General features: G+C 69.8%; 22 protein-coding genes. 12 read left to right on the top strand and 10 right to left on the bottom strand.

Translation table 11 applies throughout. The annotated features are described in order from the left end of the window. Positions 1-16 precede the first annotated feature (16 nt). From holA to HNQ05_RS00880, 5 genes are all read left to right on the top strand, one after another. Complete coding sequence (gene holA / locus HNQ05_RS00900) at positions 17-901, top strand: DNA polymerase III subunit delta (RefSeq protein ID WP_147145146.1); 885 nt, start codon at positions 17-19, stop codon at positions 899-901. A 32-nt stretch (positions 902-933) separates the two neighbouring features. Further along, positions 934-2,328, top strand: coding sequence for a TldD/PmbA family protein (locus HNQ05_RS00895; RefSeq protein WP_147145144.1), 1,395 nt, complete (start codon positions 934-936; stop codon positions 2,326-2,328). Then, complete coding sequence (locus HNQ05_RS00890) at positions 2,325-3,638, top strand: TldD/PmbA family protein (RefSeq protein ID WP_147145142.1); 1,314 nt, start codon at positions 2,325-2,327, stop codon at positions 3,636-3,638. Before HNQ05_RS00895 ends, HNQ05_RS00890 begins: the two co-directional genes overlap by 4 nt. 483 nt (positions 3,639-4,121) lie before the next feature. Then, positions 4,122-5,153 (top strand): dipeptidase, encoded by a 1,032-nt coding sequence (locus HNQ05_RS00885; RefSeq protein ID WP_147145140.1) that lies wholly within the window; start codon positions 4,122-4,124, stop codon positions 5,151-5,153. Between the two features lie 35 nt (positions 5,154-5,188). Then, positions 5,189-5,659, top strand: coding sequence for a hypothetical protein (locus HNQ05_RS00880; RefSeq protein ID WP_147145138.1), 471 nt, complete (start codon positions 5,189-5,191; stop codon positions 5,657-5,659). Between the two features lie 60 nt (positions 5,660-5,719). Here the strand turns inward: HNQ05_RS00880 and HNQ05_RS00875 are convergent, their stop codons facing one another. The 9 genes from HNQ05_RS00875 to HNQ05_RS00835 form a co-directional block, all read right to left on the bottom strand. Continuing rightward, a complete protein-coding gene (locus tag HNQ05_RS00875) occupies positions 5,720-6,355 on the bottom strand; it encodes a V-type ATP synthase subunit D (protein ID WP_147145136.1) in 636 nt (211 codons plus the stop codon). A gap of 12 nt (positions 6,356-6,367) precedes the next feature. Beyond that, positions 6,368-7,771 (bottom strand): V-type ATP synthase subunit B, encoded by a 1,404-nt coding sequence (locus HNQ05_RS00870; RefSeq protein WP_013458084.1) that lies wholly within the window; start codon positions 7,769-7,771, stop codon positions 6,368-6,370. A 12-nt stretch (positions 7,772-7,783) separates the two neighbouring features. Next, on the bottom strand, positions 7,784-9,520 hold the full coding sequence (locus HNQ05_RS00865) for a V-type ATP synthase subunit A (RefSeq protein WP_147145134.1): 1,737 nt from the start codon (positions 9,518-9,520) through the stop codon (positions 7,784-7,786). 19 nt (positions 9,521-9,539) lie between these two features. After that, positions 9,540-9,866 (bottom strand): V-type ATP synthase subunit F, encoded by a 327-nt coding sequence (locus HNQ05_RS00860; RefSeq protein WP_147145132.1) that lies wholly within the window; start codon positions 9,864-9,866, stop codon positions 9,540-9,542. Next, entirely contained in the window at positions 9,863-10,846 is a 984-nt protein-coding gene (locus HNQ05_RS00855; RefSeq protein ID WP_147145130.1) for a V-type ATPase subunit, read from the bottom strand. The genes HNQ05_RS00860 and HNQ05_RS00855 overlap by 4 nt, the downstream gene beginning before the upstream one ends. 10 nt (positions 10,847-10,856) lie before the next feature. Beyond that, a complete protein-coding gene (locus HNQ05_RS00850; protein ID WP_147145128.1) occupies positions 10,857-11,423 on the bottom strand; it encodes a V-type ATP synthase subunit E in 567 nt (188 codons plus the stop codon). 66 nt (positions 11,424-11,489) lie between these two features. Continuing rightward, entirely contained in the window at positions 11,490-11,792 is a 303-nt protein-coding gene (locus tag HNQ05_RS00845) for a F0F1 ATP synthase subunit C (RefSeq protein WP_013458089.1), read from the bottom strand. A 33-nt stretch (positions 11,793-11,825) separates the two neighbouring features. Next, positions 11,826-13,799 carry a V-type ATP synthase subunit I gene (locus HNQ05_RS00840; RefSeq protein WP_147145126.1) on the bottom strand — a complete coding sequence of 658 codons (1,974 nt, stop codon included), beginning with the start codon at positions 13,797-13,799 and terminating at the stop codon, positions 11,826-11,828. Beyond that, a complete protein-coding gene (locus tag HNQ05_RS00835; RefSeq protein WP_147145124.1) occupies positions 13,796-14,110 on the bottom strand; it encodes a V-type ATPase subunit subunit G family protein in 315 nt (104 codons plus the stop codon). Before HNQ05_RS00835 ends, HNQ05_RS00840 begins: the two co-directional genes overlap by 4 nt. A 162-nt stretch (positions 14,111-14,272) precedes the next feature. Between HNQ05_RS00835 and HNQ05_RS00830 the strand changes: the two genes are divergently transcribed. Genes HNQ05_RS00830 through HNQ05_RS00800 form a run of 7 tightly spaced genes read left to right on the top strand, consistent with a single transcriptional unit; the run spans position 14,273 to position 20,172 of the window. Further along, positions 14,273-15,442, top strand: coding sequence for a 23S rRNA (cytosine(1962)-C(5))-methyltransferase (locus HNQ05_RS00830; protein ID WP_183677507.1), 1,170 nt, complete (start codon positions 14,273-14,275; stop codon positions 15,440-15,442). Beyond that, the gene (locus tag HNQ05_RS00825) at positions 15,439-15,687 is read left to right on the top strand and encodes a DUF3248 domain-containing protein (RefSeq protein WP_147145120.1); all 249 of its coding nucleotides are present in this window, start codon (positions 15,439-15,441) and stop codon (positions 15,685-15,687) included. Before HNQ05_RS00830 ends, HNQ05_RS00825 begins: the two co-directional genes overlap by 4 nt. 3 nt (positions 15,688-15,690) lie before the next feature. Then, positions 15,691-16,155, top strand: coding sequence for a DUF3809 family protein (locus HNQ05_RS00820; RefSeq protein ID WP_147145118.1), 465 nt, complete (start codon positions 15,691-15,693; stop codon positions 16,153-16,155). A 38-nt stretch (positions 16,156-16,193) separates the two neighbouring features. After that, positions 16,194-16,865 (top strand): metal-dependent hydrolase, encoded by a 672-nt coding sequence (locus HNQ05_RS00815; RefSeq protein ID WP_147145117.1) that lies wholly within the window; start codon positions 16,194-16,196, stop codon positions 16,863-16,865. A 3-nt stretch (positions 16,866-16,868) separates the two neighbouring features. After that, positions 16,869-17,741 carry a serine/threonine-protein kinase gene (locus HNQ05_RS00810; RefSeq protein ID WP_147145115.1) on the top strand — a complete coding sequence of 291 codons (873 nt, stop codon included), beginning with the start codon at positions 16,869-16,871 and terminating at the stop codon, positions 17,739-17,741. Further along, the gene (locus HNQ05_RS00805; RefSeq protein WP_147145113.1) at positions 17,738-19,672 is read left to right on the top strand and encodes an AMP-binding protein; all 1,935 of its coding nucleotides are present in this window, start codon (positions 17,738-17,740) and stop codon (positions 19,670-19,672) included. Before HNQ05_RS00810 ends, HNQ05_RS00805 begins: the two co-directional genes overlap by 4 nt. After that, positions 19,669-20,172, top strand: coding sequence for a DUF123 domain-containing protein (locus tag HNQ05_RS00800; RefSeq protein ID WP_147145111.1), 504 nt, complete (start codon positions 19,669-19,671; stop codon positions 20,170-20,172). The genes HNQ05_RS00805 and HNQ05_RS00800 overlap by 4 nt, the downstream gene beginning before the upstream one ends. 265 nt (positions 20,173-20,437) lie before the next feature. Here HNQ05_RS00800 and HNQ05_RS00795 read toward each other — a convergent pair whose 3' ends face one another. Beyond that, on the bottom strand, positions 20,438-21,601 hold the full coding sequence (locus HNQ05_RS00795) for an aminotransferase-like domain-containing protein (protein WP_147145109.1): 1,164 nt from the start codon (positions 21,599-21,601) through the stop codon (positions 20,438-20,440). Positions 21,602-21,621: the final 20 nt, after the last annotated feature.

Here is a 21,621-nt window from a genome sequence, read left to right as displayed (position 1 = left end):
ACGATAGACTGGGGGCGTGATCGTCTCCTTCACCGGCGACCCCTTCCTGGCCCGGCGGGCGGCGCAGGCCGAGGCCGAGCTGCGCGGGCTCGAGTGGCGGCTGCTCCCCCCTGAGCCCATGACCGTGCAGCAGGCCGCCGGGGGCGGCCTCTTCGGCCCCGGAGGGGCGATCGTGGACCTGCGTGAGGTGGGCGAGGCCGAGTGGAAGGCGCTGCGCCCGGTGCTGGAGGCGCTGCCGCAGGAAAGCGTGGTCCTGCTCTACGACCCCAAGCCCACCGCGGCCCGCAGCCGCTGGCTCGGCAAGCACAGCGAGAAACGCGACCACCCCACCCCCCGCTACCGCGAAAAGACGCGTTGGGTAACGAACGAGATGAAACGGATGGGGCTGAAAGCTCCGGCGGCGGTGGCCCACTACCTGGGGGAGCTCGAGGCCGACCTGGAGGCCATTCACGCCGAACTGGAGAAGCTGACGTTGCTCGACGTCCCCCTCACCCTCGAGCGGGTCCAGGCGGTGGTGGCGCTCGAGCCCCCGCTTTCCAGCTTCGACCTGGTGGACGCCGCGGCCGCGGGCCGTTTCGAGCGCGCCATGAAGCTGCTGCGCGGGCTGCTGGACCGCGGCGAGGAACCGCTGCGCATCCTGGGCGCGCTGAGCAAGCACTTTACCCGCGCCGCCGTGCTCTGGGCCGAGCTCGAGCGCCGCAACCTGACCGACAAGGAAGCCGCGGCGCTGTTGAAGCTGCACCCCTTCGCCGCCAAGAAGCTGCTGGCCTTCGCCCGCAGGATCGACGAAGCCCGCCTGTTGCGCGCCCTCGACGCGCTCGCCGAGGCCGAGAAGGCCGCCAAGACGGGCCGTGACCCGGTGCTGGCGCTCGAGCGGGCGCTGCTGGCCCTGCGGGGCTGACCCACGGGTCAGTTTTCGTGTACCATGGTTCCATGCTCAACGAAAGCACGGCCGAACGACTGATCGCCCACGCCCTCGCCCAGGGGGCCGACTTCGCGGAGGTCTACGCAGAGCGCACCAAGAGCCGCAACCTGCGCCTGCTGGACCTGGAGGTGCAGGAGGCCACCAGCGGCATCGAGCGGGGCGCCGGGATCCGCCTCTTCTTCGGAACCCAGGTGGTCTACGCCTACACCAACGACCTCAGCGAGGCCAACCTGCTCGAGGTCACGGACACCCTGGCCCGCCTCAAGGGGGGCGGGGGCCGGGTGGACGCCCGCGGCGCCGGCGGCCTCGACTTCCGCAAGACCGCACCCGCAGGCCTGCACGCCCCCGAGCGGCCCTTCGAGGCCCACGACAAGCGCTGGCGCATCGAACGCCTGGCCGAGGCCGACCACGCCGCCAGGGTGGGACCGGAAATCAAGAAGGTGCAGATCCACCTGCTCGAGCGCGACCAGGAGATCCTGGTGGCGAACAGCGAGGGCGTCTGGAACACCGACCGCCGGGTGCGGACCCGCTACATGGTGACGGCCATCGCCGAAAACGAGCGGGGCCTGCAGACCGGCTTCGCGGGCCCCGGCCTGAGCGTGGGGCTCGAGCTCTTCGACCTGGAACCCCCGGCCGAACACGGCCGCGCCGCCGGGGAGCAGGCGCGGACCTTGCTGGGGGCGAAGCCCGCCCCGGCCGGGCCGATGCCGGTGGTGATCGGCAACGCCTTCGGCGGCGTCATCTTCCACGAGGCGCTGGGCCACCTGCTCGAAACCACCTCGGTCGCCCGCAAGACGAGCGTGCTGACGGACAAGCTGGGTGAGAAGATCGCCAGCGATGCCGTCACCTACGTCGACGACGGCACCCTTCCCCACGCCTGGGGCTCGTCGGAGTACGACGACGAGGGGGCGCCCACGGAGCGCACCGTGCTCATCGAGAAGGGCGTGCTCAAGAGCTACATGGTGGACCGCTGGGGCAGCCTGATGACCGGCTACCGTCCCACCGGCTCCGGCCGCCGCCAGGACTACACCTACGCCCCCACCAGCCGCATGCGCAACACCTTCATCGAAGCGGGCGACGCCTCCATCGAGAGCCTCTTCGAGGGCATCGAGTTCGGCCTCTACGCCAAGAAGATGGGCGGCGGCCAGGTCAAGCCCGGTTCCGGCGAGTACAACTTCGCGGTGCAGGAAGGCTACGTGATCCGTCACGGCCGCGTCGAGGAGCCGGTCAAGGGCGCGATGCTCGTGGGCAAGGGGCCCGAGAGCATCCAGCGGATCGTGGCGGTGGCGGCGGACCGCAAGAACGCCCCGGGGATGTGCGGCTCGCTCTCGGGCTCCATTCCCGTCGAAGTGGGCCAGCCCCACCTGCTCATCAGCGAGATCGTCGTAGGAGGCGAAGGATGACCCTGCAAGAAGCGCAAACCTACCTGCTCCGGCGCGCCCGCGAACGGGGCGTGGAGCTCGAGGCCCTGGCCACCGGCAGCCGCGAGCTGACGCTGCGCGCCCGGGGAGGCGACCTGGAGGAGATCACCGAGGCCGAAAGCGCGGGCATCGGGGTCCGCGTCGTCACCGGCGGCAAGACCGGCTACGCCTACACCGAGGAACTGACCCCCGAAGCCCTGGACTGGATGCTTGCCGAGGCCGTCGAAAACGCCGAGCTGCAGGCCGATACCGACGGCTTCCTTCCCCAGGGCCGTTCTCTGGGCCGCCACGACCTGCTGGGCGAGGGGCTTTCGGCCCCGGTGGACGAGAAGAAGCAGGTGGCGCTGGCGCTCGAGCGCGAGGTGCAGAAGGACCCGCGGGTGCGGCAGGTGGGCGCGGCCACCTACGCGGAACGCGAACACCAGACCGAGCTCGCCTCCACCCGGGGAGCGGCCGGCGGCTTTCGCAGCGGCTACGCCTACCAGATGGTCAACGCGGTGATGGGCGAGGGCGCGAGCGTCAAACAGGGGTACGAGCTCAAGGTGTCGCGCGAGGTCGCGGCCCTCGACCCCGCCAGCACCGCCCAGGACTTCCTTTACAAGACCGGCCGGCTCCTGGGGGCGCGCCCGCTGGCGAGCGGCCGCTACACCGCCTACCTGGAGCCCAAGGCCTTCCTGGCGCTGCTCGCACCCTTCGTTTCGATGTGGAGCGCGAAGCAGGTGATCGAGGGCAAGAGCCGCCTCGCGGACAAGCTGGGGCAGCAGGTGGCGAGCGCGGTCTTCACGCTCTACGACGACCCCGACCACCCCGAAGGCCTGGCCAACGCCCCCTTCGACGCCGAGGGCACCCCCACGCGCAGGGTCTACCTGCTGCGCGAGGGCGTGGTCGAGAGCTTCCTGCACAACAGTCAGACCGCGCGCAAGCTGGGGCACGAGCCCACCGGCCACGCCAGCCGCAGCTACAAGGGCGTGCTCGGGGTGGCGCCGCACAACCTCATCGTCGCCCCCGGAGCGGGCGTGCGGCTCGAGGAAGGCGTGCTCGTGACCGACCTGATGGGCGTGCACGCCGGGGCCAACCCCATCTCGGGCGACTTCTCGCTGCAGGCGCTGGGCCTCAAGGTCGAGGGGGGTGAAGCGGCCTACCCGGTCGAGAACTTCACCATCAGCGGCAACGTCTTCGAGCTGCTCGAGCGCATCGTGGCCGTGGGCCAGGACCTCGAGTGGAGCGTGATCTTCCTGGTGGGGGCGAGCCCCATGGTCGAGGTCGCCGACCTGGCCTTCGCCGGCGCTTGAACGAGCATTGGAATAGGCGTACGGGGCCTTGACCGGAAAGGTCCATCTACGGATCCCCTAGCTCCCCCAAAGTCCCCAGCCCGGCCCTCCCCCAGGGGAGGGCTTTTTTTCGCTGCGACGGGACCGGCGGCTTCTTGGCGCGACGAAGAAAAACCACGTGCCACAAGCCACGGGCTACAGGCTTTTTTTGCCACGAACCACGTACCGTCTTCTCCTCCGCATCGGGAAGGTGACCGCGGGCCGGAAGGGGGTCGCCGCTCAGAAAGTAGGAGGTGGGTTTTTTTACGGAGCGAAAGGTGAGCTCTGGGCTTTGGCAACGCCCACAACCCCCACCCCCTATGGGAAGGGTATCTTATTGCGCCGCAACCAAACCGGAGGCTTGGCCACGGCGAAACAAAAACACCACGAACTACAAGCTACGAGCCACAGGCCAATTCCTGCAAACCCTCCTTGCCGTAGGAACGACGGACTTCCTGCCGTACGATGGATGGCGTGAAACCCCCACCGCCCCCCCTCGTGGACGCCCACCTCGACCTGGCCCACAACGCGCTCGAGGCGGGCTTCGACCTGACGCTGCCGCTCGAAGAGCTAAGGCGGCGGTACCCCCAGGGCGACGTGCCCACGGTCACGCTGCCCGCGCTGGTGGAGGCGGGCGCGGCGCTCGTCTTCGCCACCCTTTTCGCCAGCCCCTACCACCCCGAGCACAACCCCGAGGGCTACACCACGCCGGACGAAGCCCACGCCCAGGCGCTGCGGCAGCTCGAGCTCTACCGCCGCTGGCACGAGGAAGGCCGGGTGCGTCTGATCACCACCCGCGCCGAACTGGACGGCCACCTGAAGGCCTGGGAAGGCGACGGCGTGCCCGGGCTGCTGATCCTCATGGAGGGCGCCGACCCGATCCGCACCCCGGACGAGCTCGGCTTCTGGGCCGACGCCGGCGTGCGCCTGGTGGGCCCCGCCTGGGGCGGCACCCGCTACGCCGGCGGCAGCTGGTTCGGAACCGGCGGCCTCACCGAGCTGGGCCGGGAGCTGATGGCGGCGCTGCAAGACGAGCCGCGCGTCGCCCTCGACGCCAGCCACCTCTCCGAGCCATCGTTCTGGGAGGCGCTGGAGCTCTACGACGGGCCCCTGCTCGCCAGCCACTCGAACCCCCGCCGCTTCGTGGACCACGAACGCCACCTCAGCGAAGCGATGATCAGCGCGCTCGGCGAACGCGGCGGGGTGATCGGGACCGTGTTCTATAACGCCTTCCTGGTCGCGGGCTGGCAGCGCGGCGACGCGCGGCCCGGCCTGGAGGCGGCCCTTCGCCACATGGCGCACGTCGCCGAACTGATCGGCTGGGAGCACGTGGGCATCGGCTCCGACTTCGACGGCGGCTTCGGCGCCCGCGAGCTGCCCGAACCGCTCGACCAGCCCGCCGACCTGCGGCGGCTGGAAGAGGCACTGCCCGCAGGCGTCTTCCCGGGCGTCCTCGGGGGTCACTGGCTCGCCTGGCTGCGCCGCTGGCTGCCCTGACAGCCGCCTCTCATGCGCGCGGGCTAGGCTGCGGTATGCGTTACGCGATTGGGTTGCTGCTGCTCGTGGTTCCGGCCCTCACGGCCGCTTCGGGAAACGCCGGCACCCCCGCCCCCGAACCGCTCGAGGCCAGGGTGCTGGAGGTCCGGGCCAGCGGGCGCCCCGGCGGTTACACCTTCGCGGTGCGGGTGCAGAGCCCCGACCGCGGCTGCGATCGATACGCCGACTGGTGGGAGGTGGTCACCCCCGACGGGTCGGAGCTGCTCTACCGCCGCGTGCTGCTGCACTCGCACGTCGACGAGCAACCCTTCACGCGCTCGGGCGGACCGGTGCTGATCGACCCCGAGGCCGAGGTGGTCGTGCGGGTGCACGTGAAGCCCCTCGGCTACGCCGCGAACGCCCTCAAGGGCAGCGTGGCGTCCGGCTTCGTACCGGTCGTCCTGCCCCAAGGGTTCGGGGCCGAGCTGGCCGGGTCCGGTCCCCAGCCCACCTCCTGCTGGTTCTGAGGGCGGCAAGGCGAGCGGGGCCCCAAAGGGCCCCGCGGCAAGGCAAACGGGATAACGGGTTCAGGCCGTGGCGGGCTGTTTTTCTTCCTTCTCGCTCTTGGCCTTGATGCGCTTGAGGCGGAAGGTGTCCTCACGTTCGCGCTGTTCGAGCACCAGCTTGATGAAGCGCATCTGGTGCAGCACGCCGGGGATCACCACCTGCTCAAGCGCGTTGACGCGGCGGGTGGTCTTCTTGATCTCTTCGCCGATGCGGCGCAGCCGCGTCTCGGTGTTGGCCACCTCGACGAGCGCCTTGGCGAAGCGGCGGAACGCCTCCTGCGCCTTCAGGGTCTGCCCACCCGTGGCGATGGGGCTCGCCGCCGCGCCTTCGGGCCAGTCCACGTTCAGCTTGGGCACCTTGGTGCCCCAGACGTTTTCGACCTCGGCCTCCACGCTGCCCAGCACGGGCATGCCCAGGGCCAGTGCGTCCACCGCCTCGGGACCGTCGAAGGCCTTGGCCAGGAAGAGGGCGAAGTAGGCGTCCTTGGCCGCGTCCTCGAGCCGCTTGCGCGCCTCGAGCGTCTCGTGCACCAGCGCGAAGAACTCCCCCACCAGCGCGTCGCGCTTCTTCTTGAGCAGGTCCACCCCCTTGCTGGCCAGCTGCAGCTGGCTGCGCTTTTGCAAGAGGGTCATCCGGGTGGGGCTGATCTGTTCCATGACGCCTCCCGGCTAGACCTGGCCCCAGATCTCTTCGAGCTTGGCGCCGTAGTACTTGCCGATGTGGTCGCGCGAGATGCGCTTCAGCTCGGACTGCGGCAGCGTCGAGAGCAGAGCCCAGGCCAGGTCGAGCGACTGCTCGAGGGTGCGGTTCGCCGAGCCCTGGTTGATGAAGTACTTCTCGAACTGGTCGGCGAACTCGAGGTACTTGCGGTCGTTCTCGGTCAGCGCGTCCTCACCGATGATGGCCACCAGCTTGCGGATGTCGACGCCGTTGGAGTAGGCGGCGTAGAGCTGGTCGGCCACCTGCTTGTGGTCGTCACGCGTCTTCCCCTTGCCGATGGCGTTGTTCATCAGCCGCGAGAGCGAAGGCAGGGGGTCGATGGGCGGGTAGAGGTTCTTGCGGTGCAGCTCGCGCGAGAGCTGAATCTGCCCCTCGGTGATGTAGCCGGTCAGGTCGGGCACCGGGTGGGTGCGGTCGTCGTCGGGCATCGAGAGGATGGGCAGCTGGGTCACCGAACCGCTCTTACCCTCGATCACGCCGGCGCGCTCGTAGATCGTCGCCAGGTCGGTGTACATGTAGCCGGGGTAACCGCGGCGGCCGGGAATCTCCTCACGCGACGCGGCGACCTCGCGCAGCGCGTCGCAGTAGTTGAGCATGTCGGTGAGGATGACGAGGACGTGGTAGTCGTGCTCGAAGGCCAGGTACTCGGCCACCGTGAGCGCCATACGCGGCGTCAGGATGCGCTCGATCGTGGGGTCGTCGGCCTTGTTGAGGAAGAGAACGCTGCGCGCCAGCGCGCCGGTGCGCTCGAACTCGTTCACGAAGAAGGAGAGCTCGCGCTGGGTGATCCCCATGGCGGCGAAGACGACGGCGAACTGCACGTCCTCCCCGGGCACCGTCGCCTGGCGGGCGATCTGGGCGGCCAGCTCGTTGGCGGGCAGGCCCGAACCCGAGAAGATGGGCAGCTTCTGCCCGCGCACCATCGTGTTCATCACGTCGATGGTCGAGATGCCGGTCTGGATGAACTCCTCGGGCTTGCGGCGGGCCACCGGGTTGATGGGCTTACCGATGATCGGCTCCCGTTTCTCGGGCGTGATCGGGGGCAGACCGTCGATCGGCTTGCCGATCCCGTTGAAGCGGCGGCCCAGCATCTCCGGGCTCACGCCCAGGCGGGCCACGTCCTCGACCAGGCTGACCGTGGTGGTGGCCAGGTCCAGACCGGTGGTCTCCTCGAACACCTGGATGACCGCGTACTCCTCGGAGACCTCGATGACCTGACCGCCGCGCACGCGCCCGGAACCGTCCTTGATCTCGACGATGGCGCCGTAGGCCAGGTCGCTGGCGTTCTCCACGAAGAGCAGCGGCCCCGAGATGTAGGTGAGGGAGGTGTACTCTTTCTTGAACAGATCCATGGTTCTTCTCCCTTAGGCCGCGGCCAAAAAGGCGCTCTTGATCTCGGCCAGAACCTCGTCCTTGTAGGCTTCGAACTCGTCCTCGGGGACGTAACGGGCGCGGGCGATCTTCTCGATCACCGCGTGCTGGATGATCTCGTCGATCGTCACGCCGGCCTGGATCGCCTCCGAAGCGGCCTCGTACAGCCCCATGATCATCTGCATGATGCCGTAGGCCTTGCTCAGCGAGCAGTAGGCGTCGACGGCGTCGAAGGCGTTCTGCTGGAGGAAGTCCTCGCGGGCGATGCGGCCCACCTCGATGATGAGGCGCTCGGCGTCCTGCAGCGCGTCGGGTCCCACGAGCTGGACGACCTCCTGCAGGCTGGCCTCCTGCTGCAGCAGCTCCTGCAGGCGGTTGCGCAGCTCGGGGTAGTCTTCGGCCACGTGCTTGCGGTACCAGGGGTCGAGGATGTCGATGAAGAGCGAGTACGACCCGTTCCAGTTGATCGCCGGGAAGTGGCGGCGGTAGGCCAGCGAGGCGTCCAGACGCCAGAAGGCGCCGACGATGCGCAGCGTCGACTGGGTGACCGGCTCCGACATGTCACCGCCCGGAGGGCTGACGGCGCCGACGATCGAGACGGCCCCCGGCTCCTTGTTGAGGGTGACGACGCGGCCGGAGCGCTCGTAGAACGCGGCCAGGCGCGCGGCCAGGTAGGGCGGGTAGCCTTCTTCGGCGGGCATCTCCTCGAGGCGGCTGGAGATCTCGCGCAGCGCCTCGGCCCAGCGGCTGGTGGAGTCGGCCATCAGCGCCACCGAAACGCCCTGGTCGCGGAAGTACTCGGCCAGGGTGACACCCACGTAGATGCTCGCTTCGCGCGCGGCCACCGGCATGTTGGAGGTGTTGGCGATCAGCACGGTGCGCTGCATCAGCGGGCCGCCGGTCTTGGGGTCTTCGAGCTCGGGGAACTCGACGAGCACGTCGGTCATCTCGTTGCCGCGCTCGCCGCAGCCCACGTAGACCACCACGTCGGCGTTCGACCACTTGGCCAGCGACTGCTGGGTCACCGTCTTACCGGAGCCGAAGGGTCCGGGGATGGCCGCGGTGCCGCCCATGGCCACCGGAAAGAGCACGTCGAGGATGCGCATGCCGGTGAGGAAGGGCTCGTTGGGGTCCTCCTTGGAGGCGATGGGGCGGGCGCGGCGCACCGGCCAGAGGTGGTACATCTTCAGCTCGGTGCCGTCCTCCAGGACGACGACCGGCTCCTCGATGGTGTAGGCGCCGGCGGGCTTGACCGACTTCACGGTGCCGCTGACCCCCGGGGGGACCAGGATCTTGTGGGTGAACTGGAACTCGGGCACGGTGCCGAGCACGTGGCCGCCCGAGACCACGTCCCCGGGCTCGACCGCAGGGGTCCAGTCCCAGGTCTTCTCGCGGTCGAGCGCGTGCACCACGACGCCGCGGTCGATGAAGTCGCCGGTCTTGTCCTGCAGCTTGTCGAGGGGGCGCTGAATGCCGTCGTAGATGGCGTTGAGCATGCCGGGGCCCAGCTCGACCGAGAGCGGGTTCCCGGTCGAGACCACCGGCTCACCCACCTGCAGGCCCGAGGTGTCCTCGTAGACCTGCACGAACGCGGTGTCGCCGTCGAGGCGGATGATCTCGCCGACCAGCCCCTCGTCGCCGACCTTGCAGATGTCGAACATGCGGGCGCCGCTCATGCCTTTGGCGATGACCGCCGGGCCCGCGATCTTGTAGATGGTTCCTTGGATCATTCCCGTTTGCCTCCTTGCGCTAAAGCTTGATGTCGTAGCCGATCGTCGACTTCACCAGCCGCCGCATGTACTCGGTGGCGTCTTCCTCGCCGGCCGCGAAGGCCTGCGCGAGCGAGGTGAAGGGGAGGAGGACCGGCAGGTCGCGCCCCCGCATGACCCGCTCCACCGCCTTGTAGGGCTCGGGCAGGAGCCCCTCGTCCACGGCGATGAGGGCGAACTCGTCGCTCTCGACCATCTCGGCCAGACGCTCGGTGGCCTCGGCTTCGTCCCGGGCGGTCGTCACCTCAAGGCCGCCCAGGCGAAATCCGGTGGCCGTTTCGGGATCGGTGAGCACGGCGATCTTCACGAGCAGAACACCTCCCGCTCCACGGCCTCGACCGGCAGGCGGTAGTAGGCGCGGCGCGCGATCAGCCGCAGGCGGGCCGCCTCCCACTCCATGGCGCGGACGAAGGCGGTCACCAGGCCGGCGCCCTCGGCGTCGAAGGCGCCGAGTCCGGCGCGCTCGAGCAGCAGGCAGCGCAGCGCGTGCTCGAGCTCGCCCAGGTCGCGCGCGGCCGCCAGGGGTTCCAGCGGCGTGCCCGCGAGCTCGTCCACGGCGGCGACCTCGCCGCCGGCGATGCGGGTGAAGAGCGCCTCGCTGACGTGGCGCCCGCCCTTGACGAAGTAGGCGTCGGCGTCGGCCGTGCCCCCCCGCTGCGCCAGCTTGAAGGCGGTGGAGAGGTTGACGCCGTCGATCTCGTAGGCCAGGTAGTCCTGCAGGAAGGCGTCGTCGATCCTTCCCGCCAGCTTGCGCAGCCCCTCGAAGTAGGCCCGGTCCAGGGCGACCTCGATCTGCTCCACCTCCCCGCCGGCGGCCACGGCCTCGCGCAACGCCGCCGAAAGCGGGTGACCGGGCAGCACCAGCGCCTGCACCACGCCCGCCGCGTCCGGCGCTTCGATCATCGCCTGCAGCACGGCCTCGGGCAGGGTGCCGCCGACGAGGCTCGCGCGGATCTCTTCGGCCGAGAGGCCCACTTCCTTGGCGCGCAGGATCGTCTTGATGTTCGCGAGGTCGGCGCGCGAGAGCAGCATGACGACGGCCTCGCGGGTCTCCCCGCCCACCAGCCCGGGCAGCGAGCCCACGACCTGCCGCAGCCGCGCGGCGACGGCGCGGTCGACCGCGCCCAGGTCCTCACCGCTCAGGTGCTCGGCGTAAGGGGTTTCGCCCAGCGCGCCGACGAAGTCGTCGAAGTTCAGGTTCAGGGCTTCCTGGAAGAAGCCCTCGGGCAGGAGGCTCGAGCGGCGGACGCGCACGCGCGCGTTCAGGTATCCAAAGTCGTCCGTCACCGGGACCTCCTCATGCCCACAGAACCTGCGAGACCTTGGCGGAAAGAACCTCCCACGCACGCTCCAGCCGATCGGGCAGCGTGTTCGCCACCCGGGTCTTGCCGCCCTTGGCCACGGCCACGACGCCAAGGCGCACCGCGTCGTCGGCCTGCACCGCCAGCCCCTTGCCCTCGGCCCAGCCCTTGAGCCGGGGAACGTCGTCGGGGTGGACGACGATGGCCTCGGCCTCGCCCACCGCGGCCACGGCCTCCTCGGCCAGGCGCTCGAGCAGGGTCGGGTACTCGGGGTTCTGGGGAAGCGCCTCGAGGCGGCCCTGCACCTCACGGTAGATCGTGGCGATGACCTCACCCTTGGCTTCGACGCGGGCGGTGGTGACCGCCAGCTCCGCCGCGCTCTCGGCGCGGTGCAGCTCGGCCTGTTTGCGCGCCTCGAGCTTGCGCTGCTGCGCCGCCACCAGCGCCTCGGCCTTCTCCTTGGCCTCGGCGACGATCGCCGCCGCCTCTTCCTCGGCCTTGGCCATCAGCTGCTGGATCTCGGCCAGCACCTCCTCCTGGAGGATCGTTTCTAGTTTAGACATGCACCGCCTCCCGTGACGGTTCGCCCGACGCCGCGTACGGCGCGGGCGAAGCCGTTATGCACCGCTCTAGAGCCTGCCGAGCAAGATGAACGCGATCACGAGACCGAAGATGACAAGGGTTTCCGGCAGCAGCAGGAAGATCAGCGCGGTACCGAACATCCCCGGCTTCTCGGCCACGGCTCCGACGCCCGCCGCACCGATGCGCGCCTGCGCCACGCCGGTGCCGAGCGCGCCCAGGCCGACCGCGAGGCCGATACCCAGGCCGATCAGACCCCTGCTGACGCCGCCGTCACCGCCGGCGGTGTTCTCCGCAGCCATCGCCAGAGCGCCCAGAACCATCATCCCCAGTGCAGTTAGAACTTTCTTCATGATGTAACCTCCACTACCCTTCTCTCTTGCTCCCTAAGATGCAGTGCCTGCATCGTTACGGACGGACTTGAACGGGCGGTACGGCCGCCCCGACTCCTCGTAGAAACCGAACTTGGTGAAGAACTCGACCCAAACCAAACGGATGGGCTGCAGGATGTGCCCCATCATCGTCAGCGCCAGGATGGTGAGGTGCGTCAGCAGACCCACGACCAGGCCGACCAGGACCCCGAGGATCCCCAGCTTCTCCGCCAGCGAGAAGCCCAGGTCGGTGGCCAGGTTGGCCATGATCGCCCCGGCCACGCCGACGGCGTAGATACGGATGTAGCTGAGGATGTGCCCGCCCTGGGTGGGCAGCTCGGCGATCATCAGGACCACCCGCGACATCACGATGCCCAGCAGGAAGACGGCGAAGCCGGCGTACATGACCAGGTTGTAGCCGCCGCTGGCGCCGGTAAGGAAGGTGTAGGCGAAGACGATCAGGCCCACCAGCCCGCCCAGGTAGCCCGTGGCCTCCCAGAAGTGCTTCATGTGGCCGTGGCGCAGGCTCAGCCAGGCGCGCACGCCCAGGCCGTGGAAGACCTGGAAGACGCCGAAGGCGATGGCGATCAGGATCATCATCGTGGCCGTCGCCGCGGTGTCGGCCCTGGGGATGGCGATGGGGATCAGCCCCGACCCGTGCCCGGGGACGTAGAAGACGCCCAGGTGCTCGAGGAAGTTACCGAAGAACTCGCCGTAGACGAAGCCCCAGACGACGGTCCAGAAGATCATGGCGTTGAGGACGAAGACCAGGTCCTTGACGACCGGGGGCTTCATGTGGATGCCGAAGAACTCGATGACGAGCGGCTTCTTCTGCTTGACCAGCCCGGAGAGCAGCCGCGCGATCAGCATGAAGAGCAGGGCGTAGCCCAGGTCGCCCACGATCATCCCGAACCAGAAGGGGAAGAAGACGGCCACGACCCAGGTCGGGTCCCAGGTGCCGTACTTGGGGATGTTCAGGAACTCGATGAGCATCTGGAAGGGCTTGACCATGGGGCCGTTCTCGAGCGTGACCGGCACCCGGTCGGCCTCGTGGTGCTCGTCGGCGGGCTCGAGGGTGTAGACGACGTGCTCCTTGTGGGCCGCGAGCGCCTCTTCCACCTTGCCTTTGAGCCGCGCGGGGATCCAGCCGAAGAGCGCAAAGCCGAAGCGGCCGGCGGCGATGTCGAGCAGCGCGCGCAGGCGCGCGGCCTCGTCCATCGCCCGGGTCCAGAGCGAACGCAGCGGGGCCTCCGCCTCCTTGCGCAGCCGGGTCAGCGCCGAGTGCACGTTTTCCAGCTCTTCAGGCGCCAGCTTGGCGCGTTCGCGCATGCGCACCCGCGCCTCGCCGAGCGAGAGGCCGGCGAACGGCCCGGTCAGGCGCAGCTCGCCGATGCCCTTGCGGGAAAGCGCGCCCCGCGCCGTCTCCAGGTCGCCCTGGAGAACGACGGCAAGCGCCGCCACCCGGCCGTCGAGCGGCTGGTGGGCGAGCAGGTAGCGGTCCTCCAGCGCCTCGCCGAGGGCCTCGGCGGCCACTTCCAGCTCGGCCTCCTTCTCGAGCAGGAAGGGCAGCACCGCCAGCCAGCGGCTGGTGTCGAGGCCGTGGGCCATCTCGGCCAGCGTCTCTACGGGCTGCTGGTAGAGGTCGATGAGGTCGATCTCTTCACGCAGCTTCTCGGCTTCGCGCGTGAGCACGTCGGCGCGGTGAACCAGGGGCTCGAGCTCCGATTCGGCCGCGGCCAGCCCCCCTTCGAAGGGGCGGGTGGCCTCCGGCGCCGAGCCGAGCAGCGCGAGGGCGTGCTCCGCCCCCTGGACCACGCGCTGCCAGCGCTTGGCCGCGTCCTCTTCCTCGGGACTGTAGGCGTACTCCGGCAGCTCTTCGGTGCGGAGCGCGTCGATCTGCACCACCCCGATGCGCTGCAGCTCCCCGAGAAGCTCGTGCACCCGGCGCTTGGGACCGGCGACGATCAGCTTCTCCATGGGTGCGATCACGGAAGGACCTCCTCGAGGACCGCGTCCACGGCCCCTTTGAGCTTGCCTTCAGCGGCCGCCTTGACCTTCTGCGCCTCCGCCTCGGCCTTGCGGCGGGCCTCTTCCTCGATCCGCCGCACTTCGGATTCGATTTGTTCGCTGTATTCGGCGGCGAGCCGTTCGACTTCCTCTTCGGCCTGCCTGAGGATGCGTTCGGCTTCCGCCCGGGCTTCGGCCAGTTTGGCCTCTGCGGTCTTCTGCGCCTCCTCGAGTTTTTGCGCCAACTCGCGCTCACGCTCGGCGAGACTCTTTACCAGTCCTAGGCCTTGCATACCGCCTCCTTATACCCCGCGAAACACGGCTAAACTCGCGTCTGCGACGCGTCCCGGCGCATAATACCCCAGGCCCCCTGAGGTGTCAACGCGCGCCCGTCAGGGGGCGAACCAACGTCTACCATCATACGCCAGCCCTCCGGCGCGTGTATGCTCGATGCCGTGAAGGTCGTACTCTCGCCCCGCGGCGCCGCCCGCGTCCTCGCCCGCCACCCCTGGGTCTGGCAGAGCGACGTGCAAAGCCTCCCCGACACCCCCGGCATCCACCCCGTCTACGGACCCCGGGGGCTCTTGGGCTGGGCCCTGACCAGCCCCCGTTCCCTGATCCAGGTCCGCGTCTTCCACTTCGGGCCCACCGACGACCCGCTGGCGGCCCTGTGGGCCAACCTCGAGCGCGCCCTGGCCTTCCGGATGCCGGCCTACCGGGCCGAGCCCCACGGGGGTTTCCGCCTGGTGCACGCCGAGGGCGACCTGCTGCCGGGGCTGGTGGTCGACAGCTACGCCCGCCACCTGGTGCTGCAGGCCCACGCCGCCGCCTGGGAACCGCTCCTGGGCGAGCTGACGCTGCGGCTCGAGGCGGCCCTGGAACCGGAAGGCCTCCTGGCCAAGCACGACGCGCCGCTGCGCGAGCGCGAGGGCCTGGAGCGCTACGTGCGCACCCTCGCCGGGCGGGTGCCCGACGCGGTGGAGGTGCGCGAAGGCACCGTGCGCTACCGCGTCCGCCTTCAAGGAGGGCAGAAGACCGGGGCCTTTCTGGACCAGCGCGACAACCGCCTGCGCCTCGAGGACTACCTGGAGGGCCGCGGCTACGCCCGGGCTCTGGACGTCTTCGCCTACCAGGGGCTCTTCGCGCTGCACATGGCGCGCCACGTCGCCGAGGTGGAGGCGGTGGACAGCTCCGCCGCGGCGCTGGAGGCGGCGCGGGAGAACGCGGCTTTGAACGGACTCGGGAACCTGCGCTTCACCGAGGCCAACGCCTTCGACCTGCTGCGCGAACGCCAGCGCGCGGGGGAGCGCTACGACGTGATCGTCCTCGATCCGCCCGCCTTCGCGGCCCGCAAGGCGGACCGGGAACGCGCGCTGGCGGCGTACAAGGAAGTGAACCTGCGGGCGCTGAAGCTACTGAAGCCGGGCGGGCTGCTGGTCACGGCCTCCTGCAGCCACCACGTGTCCGAGGCCGACTTCTACGCCATGCTGGCCTCGGCCGCCGCCGACGCGCACCGGGTCGTGCGCGTGCGCGAATCGCGCGGGCAGGGATGGGACCACCCCGTCTTGCTCACCGTTCCCGAGACCCGGTACCTTAAGCTGGCCTTGATGGAGGTACTCGAGTGAGCGAACGCGAAGAGTCCCGGGCCGAGGCGCTGCCCGACGAACTCCAACGCCGGTTGGGCGAGCTGGGGGAGTACCTGGTCTGGCGCATCGGCACCAACGAGGCCGAGGACGTGCTGATCGTGCGCGTGGGGCTGGCCTCGAACACCCCGCGGTTCAACGAGCTCCCCACCCTGCGCAACCTCGGCGAACGCAAGATCGAGGAGCTGGTCAAGGAAGGCCGGGTTCGGGTGGAGTGGGTGGAGTAGGCGATGGAGCTCGAGCGCGACGTCGCCTTCTGCCTCGCCGCCGCCGACCCTGCGGCCGCGCAGGCGCTGCTGGAGCGCCCGCAGGAGGCGCTGGGGCGGCTGGCGGTCTTCCGCGACCTCGAGCTTTCGGGGGACGAGCTGCGGGGCGCGCTCGTCGCCCCCTTCGCGCTGTTGGGCGAGGTGCGCTTCCCCTTCCGGGCGCGCTTTTCGACCCGAAACGACGTCGCCGAGCTGGAGGCCCTCGACCCCGGCGCCGACGACCTCGCCGCCGAGCTTTCGGGGCAGGCCCGCCGCGAGGGTTCGCGGGTCTGCTACCGGGCCCGGGTGCGCCTGCGGGTGCGCCTGCCCGAGGGGGAAAAATGGGGCGGCCGCGCCTTCAAGAAGATGGCCGAGGCCGCCTTCGCGCGCACCCTCGAACGCACCCTCACGGACGTAAACAGCGGCGCGCACGGCGGTTTGTTAGACTGAGAAAAGCATAAGAAGCGCTCGGAAAGGAGGGCTTGCACATGGCCAAAGTCACGTTCCTGGGACATGCTGCGGTTCTGCTGGAGGGTCGGGAGACCACGCTGGTGATCGACCCCTTCCTCACCGGCAACCCCGTGGCCACCGTGGGACCGGAGGCGGTTCGGGCGGACCTGGTCGTCCTCACCCACGCCCACGGCGACCACTGGGGCGACACCCTGGCCCTGGCCGGCAAGGGCGCGACCGTGGTCTCGACCTACGAGATCGCCGTCTACGCCGAAAAGCACGGCGCCCAGGCCTTCGCCATGAACATCGGCGGGCGCTACGCCTTCCCCGGCGGCTCGCTCAAGTTCTACCCCGCCTGGCATTCGAGTTCGTTCCCCGACGGCAGCTACGGCGGCATGCCCATGGGCGTCGTCGTCGAGCTGGACGGCAAGAAGATCTACCACGCCGGCGACACCGCGCTCTTCAGCGACATGCGCCTCATCGGCGAAGAAGGCCTCGACCTCGCCCTCCTGCCCATCGGCGACACCTTCACCATGGGCCCCGACGACGCCCTCGCGGCGCTCGAGCTGCTGAAACCCAAGAAGGTCGTGCCCATCCACTACAACACCTTCCCGGTCATCGAGCAGGACGGCGAGGCCTTCGTCGCCCGCGCCCGCACGCTCGGCGTCGAGGGCGCGGCCCTGAAACCCGGAGAGGCGATCGAAGTCTAGGCCATGAGCCTGCGTAGCCTGCGCCGCGAGGACTTCCGGCTCGAGCTGCTGCTCGGCCTCGGCAAGACGGCGCAGGTCTACCTGGCCCGCGCCCCCGACGGCACCGAGGTGGCCCTCAAGCTGCCCCGGAAGGAGGTGCGCGAGGACGAACGCCTGGCGCAGATGTTCGCTCAGGAGGTGCGGCTCTCCATGGGCCTCAAGCACCCCCACCTGCTGCGCGGGCTCGCGGGCAAGCCGTTCGGCGAGGGCGCCTTCGTGGCGCTCGAGTACATGCCCGACGGCACCCTCGACACCCTGCTGCGGCAGGGGCCGCTCGATCGGGAGCTGGCGCTGAACCTGCTCACGCAGCTGCTCGAAGCCCTGATCTACCTCCACGGGCGCGGCATCGTTCACCAGGACATCAAGCCCGCCAACGTCTTCATGTACGGGAAGGTCGCCAAGCTCGGCGACTTCGGGGTCGCCCGCACCCAGGACAACCCCAACCCCTTCGAACGCGCCGGCAGCCCCTTTTACATGGCACCCGAGATCTTTCAGGGGCACGCGGCCACCCCCGCCTCGGACGCCTACTCGCTGGGCGTCCTCGCCTACGAGCTGCTCACCGGCAAGCGCCCCTTCTACGGCGACAGCTACGAGGCGCTGATGGCCGCCCACCTCACCAAGGCGCCGCCGCGCCTGCCCGGCGAGCTCGACCTGCACCCCAAGCTGGTCCAGCGCATCCGCGGGCTGCTGGCCAAGGACCCCGCCCGCCGCACCCATCTGGAGAGCCTGCGGCGCACCCTCGGGGGCTACTACACCGTCGAAGCGGCCCCCGAACGCCCCCAGAAGAACCCGCGCGGGTTCCGTTTTCTCGGTTGGTTGAGGAGGAAGAAGCGATGAAGCCCGTCTGGACCCCCAGCGAAGCCTACACCCGCGGCAGCCACCTCGAGCGCCTGATGCGGCGGCTCGAGCTTCCCGACTACGACGCCCTCTACGCCTTCAGCGTCGAACGCCCCGACGCCTTCTGGAAGGCGACGCTCGAGCTGATGGGGATCGAGTGGTTCGAGCCCTACGAGCGCTACGTCGACCTTTCCCGCGGGGTGATGTGGCCCGAGTGGTTCCCCGGCGGCAAGCTCAACCTGGCCCACAACGCCACCACCCGCCATGCCCGCGGCGAGCGGGCGCGCCAGCTGGCGCTGATCTGGGAGGGCGAAAACGGCGCGGTGGTGCGCCTCACCTACCGCGAGCTCGACCAGCAGGTGGCCCAGGCGGCGGCGGCCCTGCGCGAGCTGGGCGTGGGCCGCGGCGACCGCGTGGGCCTCTTCCTGCCCATGCTGCCCGAGACCGCGGTGGCCTTCCTGGCCACCGCGCGCATCGGCGCGATCGCCATCCCCATCTTCTCGGGTTACGGCGCCGAGGCCACGGCCACCCGCCTCGCCGACGCCGGGGCCCGGCTGCTGGTGACCGCCGACGGCTTTTTGCGGCGCGGCCGGGTCGTGCCCATGAAGCCCGTGGCCGACGAGGCGCTCGAGCGCGCCCCCAGCGTGGAGAAGGTGCTGGTGGTGCGGCGGGTCGACGGCGGCTACCCCATGAAGGAGGGTCGCGACCTCTGGTGGGACGAGGCCGTGGGCCGCCGGCCGTCGGACGCCCCCACCGAGGTGATGGGGAGCATGGACCCCTTCATGCTCATCTACACCTCGGGCACCACCGGCCGGCCCAAGGGCACGGTCCACTACCACGCCGGCTTTCCCCTCAAGGCGGCGCAGGACATGGCCCACCTCTTCGATCTGCGACCCGGCGAGCTGATGTTCTGGTTCACCGACATGGGCTGGATGATGGGCCCCTGGGCCATCCTGGGCAGCCTGCTCCTCGGCTCCACCGTCTTCCTCTACGAGGGCGCGCCCGACTACCCCGGCCCCGACCGGCTGTGGCAGATGGTGGCGCGCCACGGCATCACCCACCTGGGCATCTCCCCCACCCTGATCCGCGCCCTCATCCCCTACGGCGAGGAACCGGTGAAGAAGCACGACCTCTCCTCGCTGCGGGTCCTCGGCTCCACCGGCGAGCCCTGGAACCCCGAGCCCTACCAGTGGTTCTTCCAGACCGTGGGCGGCGGTCGCTGCCCCATCGTCAACTACTCCGGCGGCACCGAGGTCTCGGGCGGCATCCTCGGCTGCACGGTCTACAAGCCCATCGCCGAGGCCTCGTTCAACACCCCCGCCCCCGGCATCAAGGCAGCGGTGCTAAACGACGAAGGAGAACCGGTGGTGGGCCAGGTGGGTGAGCTGGCGGTGCTCGCGCCCTGGCCGGGAATGACCAAGGGCTTCTGGAACGACCCGGAGCGCTACGAGCGTACCTACTGGAGCCGTTTCAAGGACGTCTGGGTCCACGGCGACTGGGCGCTGGTGGACGAGGAGGGCTACTGGTTCATCCTCGGCCGCAGCGACGACACCCTCAAGATCGCGGGCAAGCGCGTGGGCCCGGCGGAGCTCGAGTCGGCGGCGATCCGCCACCCGGCGGTCCAGGAGGCCGGAGCGGTGGGCGTGCCCCACGAGGTCAAGGGCGAAGTGCCGGTGCTCTTCGTGGTGCTGCGCCCCGAGTTCGAAGGCTCGGAAGAACTGGCCGCCGAGATCGCGGAGAAGGTGGCCGAGGTGCTGGGCAAGCCGATGAAGCCCGCGGCGGTCCACTTCGTCAGCGACCTGCCCAAGACCCGCAACGCCAAGGTGATGCGCCGCCTCCTCAAGGCCGCCTACCTGGGCGAGAGCACCGGCGACACCTCGGCCCTCGTCAACCCCGAAGTGCTGGACGAGGTGCGTCGGCTGGGGAAGTGAGCATCCACGCCTACGGCGAGCCGCAAAAGAGCGGGGCCTACGTGCTCGAGCTGGCGCTGGAGGCGCCGCTCGAGCTGAGCTTCGGCCGCTTCCAGGGCGGCCGGGTCTTCGCGCTCGCCCCCGGCCGCGTCTACTACCTGGGCTCGGCGCTCGCGGGGCGGCTGCCCAGCCGCCTGTTGCGCCACGCCACCCGCGCGGCCGGCCCGCCCCACCGGCTGCGCGCGGAGCTGCTGCGCCACTTCGAAGGCCTCGGCTGGGCCGTGCGCCCACCCGCGCGCAAGACGCTCCACTGGCACGCCGACCACCTGATGGAGTCGGACGCGGAGCTCGCCGCGGTCTACCTCTTCTACGGCGACGCGCCGCGTGAGGCCTTTCTGGAAGAGGCCCTGCGCGCCCTGGGGGCCGAGCCCCTGGCCCCGGGCCTGGGCGCGGGCGACCGCCCCGGCGGCAGCCACGTGCTCTGGGCACCCGCCCCACTTCCGTTGCTCCCCGGCTCCTGAAGGCTTCCGAGAAGACGGGTTTACGGAAGGCGAACCCAGGCGCAACGAGAAACGAAGACCTTTGTTGAAGGTTTTTGCGAGGAATTGCAGTTTTGTCTTGCACGCCCGTTTAACGCACGACCACCGTTCTATGGCCGCCCGCGACCTTGCAATGGGAGCGGGTGCGCGGTGCCCGAGGGCCGTTTGGACGCCAAATGAGCCTCTCGGGTTCACATTAGCAAGCAAGGGGCGGGCTTCGAACCCACCCCCTGATATAGGAAACACCTCAGGCCCGGGCAGCGAGGGCCTTTTCCAGCACCGCCGCCAGCCGGCGCACGCCCTCTTCCATCTGTTCCTCGGGCACGCTCACGAAGGTGAGGCGCAGCGCGTTGGCGAGGCCCCCGGTGGCGGCGAAGACAGGTCCGGGCACGTAGGCCACCCCCTGTTCGACCGCGCGCTCGAAGAGGGCCAGCGTGTCCACCCCCTCGGGCAGGGTGAGCCAGACGAACATGCCCCCGTGCGGCGGGGCCCAGCGCACCCCCTCGGGCATGTGGGCCTCGAGCAGTGCCAGCAGCTTTTCCGCGCGCGCCCGGTAGAGGTTCCGGGTGCGCTCTTCCTGACGCTCGATCACCCCCGCCTCGGCGAGCTCGGCGAGGATGGCCTGCCCGAAGGCCTGGCTGTGCAGGTCGGCCGCCTGTTTGGCCTGGGCGAGGGCGTGGATCACCTCTTCGGGCCCGATCACGTAGCCCATGCGCAGCCCCGGGGCAACGATCTTGGAAAACGTCCCCAGGTAGAGCACCCCTTCGGGCCAGCGGCGCTGCAGGCTGGCCGGGGGCGGGTCGCCAAAGTAGAGGTGGCCGTAGGGGTCGTCTTCCGCCACGAGCACGCCGCGCTCCCTTGCCCAGGCGAGCACGGCCTCCCGCCGGGCTTCGGGCAGCAGGCTGCCCGTGGGGTTCTGAAAGTTGGGCAGGACGTAGGCGAGCTTCACCGGCTCCTCGGGCAGCGCCTCGGGCACCAGCCCCCCTGAGTCGGTGGGCACCTCGCGGTAGCGGGCGTCGTAGACGTTCCAGGCCTGCAAGGCGCCCATGTAGGTGGGGCGCTCCACCAGCACCGCGTCGCCCTCGTCGAGGAAGACGCGGCCGATCAGGTCGAGCCCCTGCTGCGAGCCCGAGGTGACGAGCACCTGCTCGGGCGCGACCCCCCGGCGCCGGGCGATGTATTCGCGCAGCGGCGCGAGCCCCTCGGTGGGGCTGTACTGCAGCGCCGCGCTCCCCAGGCGCTCGAGCGCCTTCCGCGAGGCCTCGGCGATCTCGGGCACCGGGAAGGTCTCGGCCGCGGGAATGCCCCCCGCGAGCGAGATCACCCCCTCGCGCTGCCCCAGCTTGAGCAACTGCCGGATGATCGGGTTTTCCATGCGGGCCGTGCGGCCGGCGAAACGAAACACGGACACGGTTTCCCTCCCCTTCCCAG

The sequence above is a fragment of the Oceanithermus desulfurans genome, from assembly GCF_014201675.1.
Lineage (GTDB): Bacteria > Deinococcota > Deinococci > Deinococcales > Marinithermaceae > Oceanithermus > Oceanithermus desulfurans.
The sequence above is the reverse complement of the archived record's forward strand: the minus strand, read 5'-3'. Positions and strand labels throughout refer to the sequence as shown.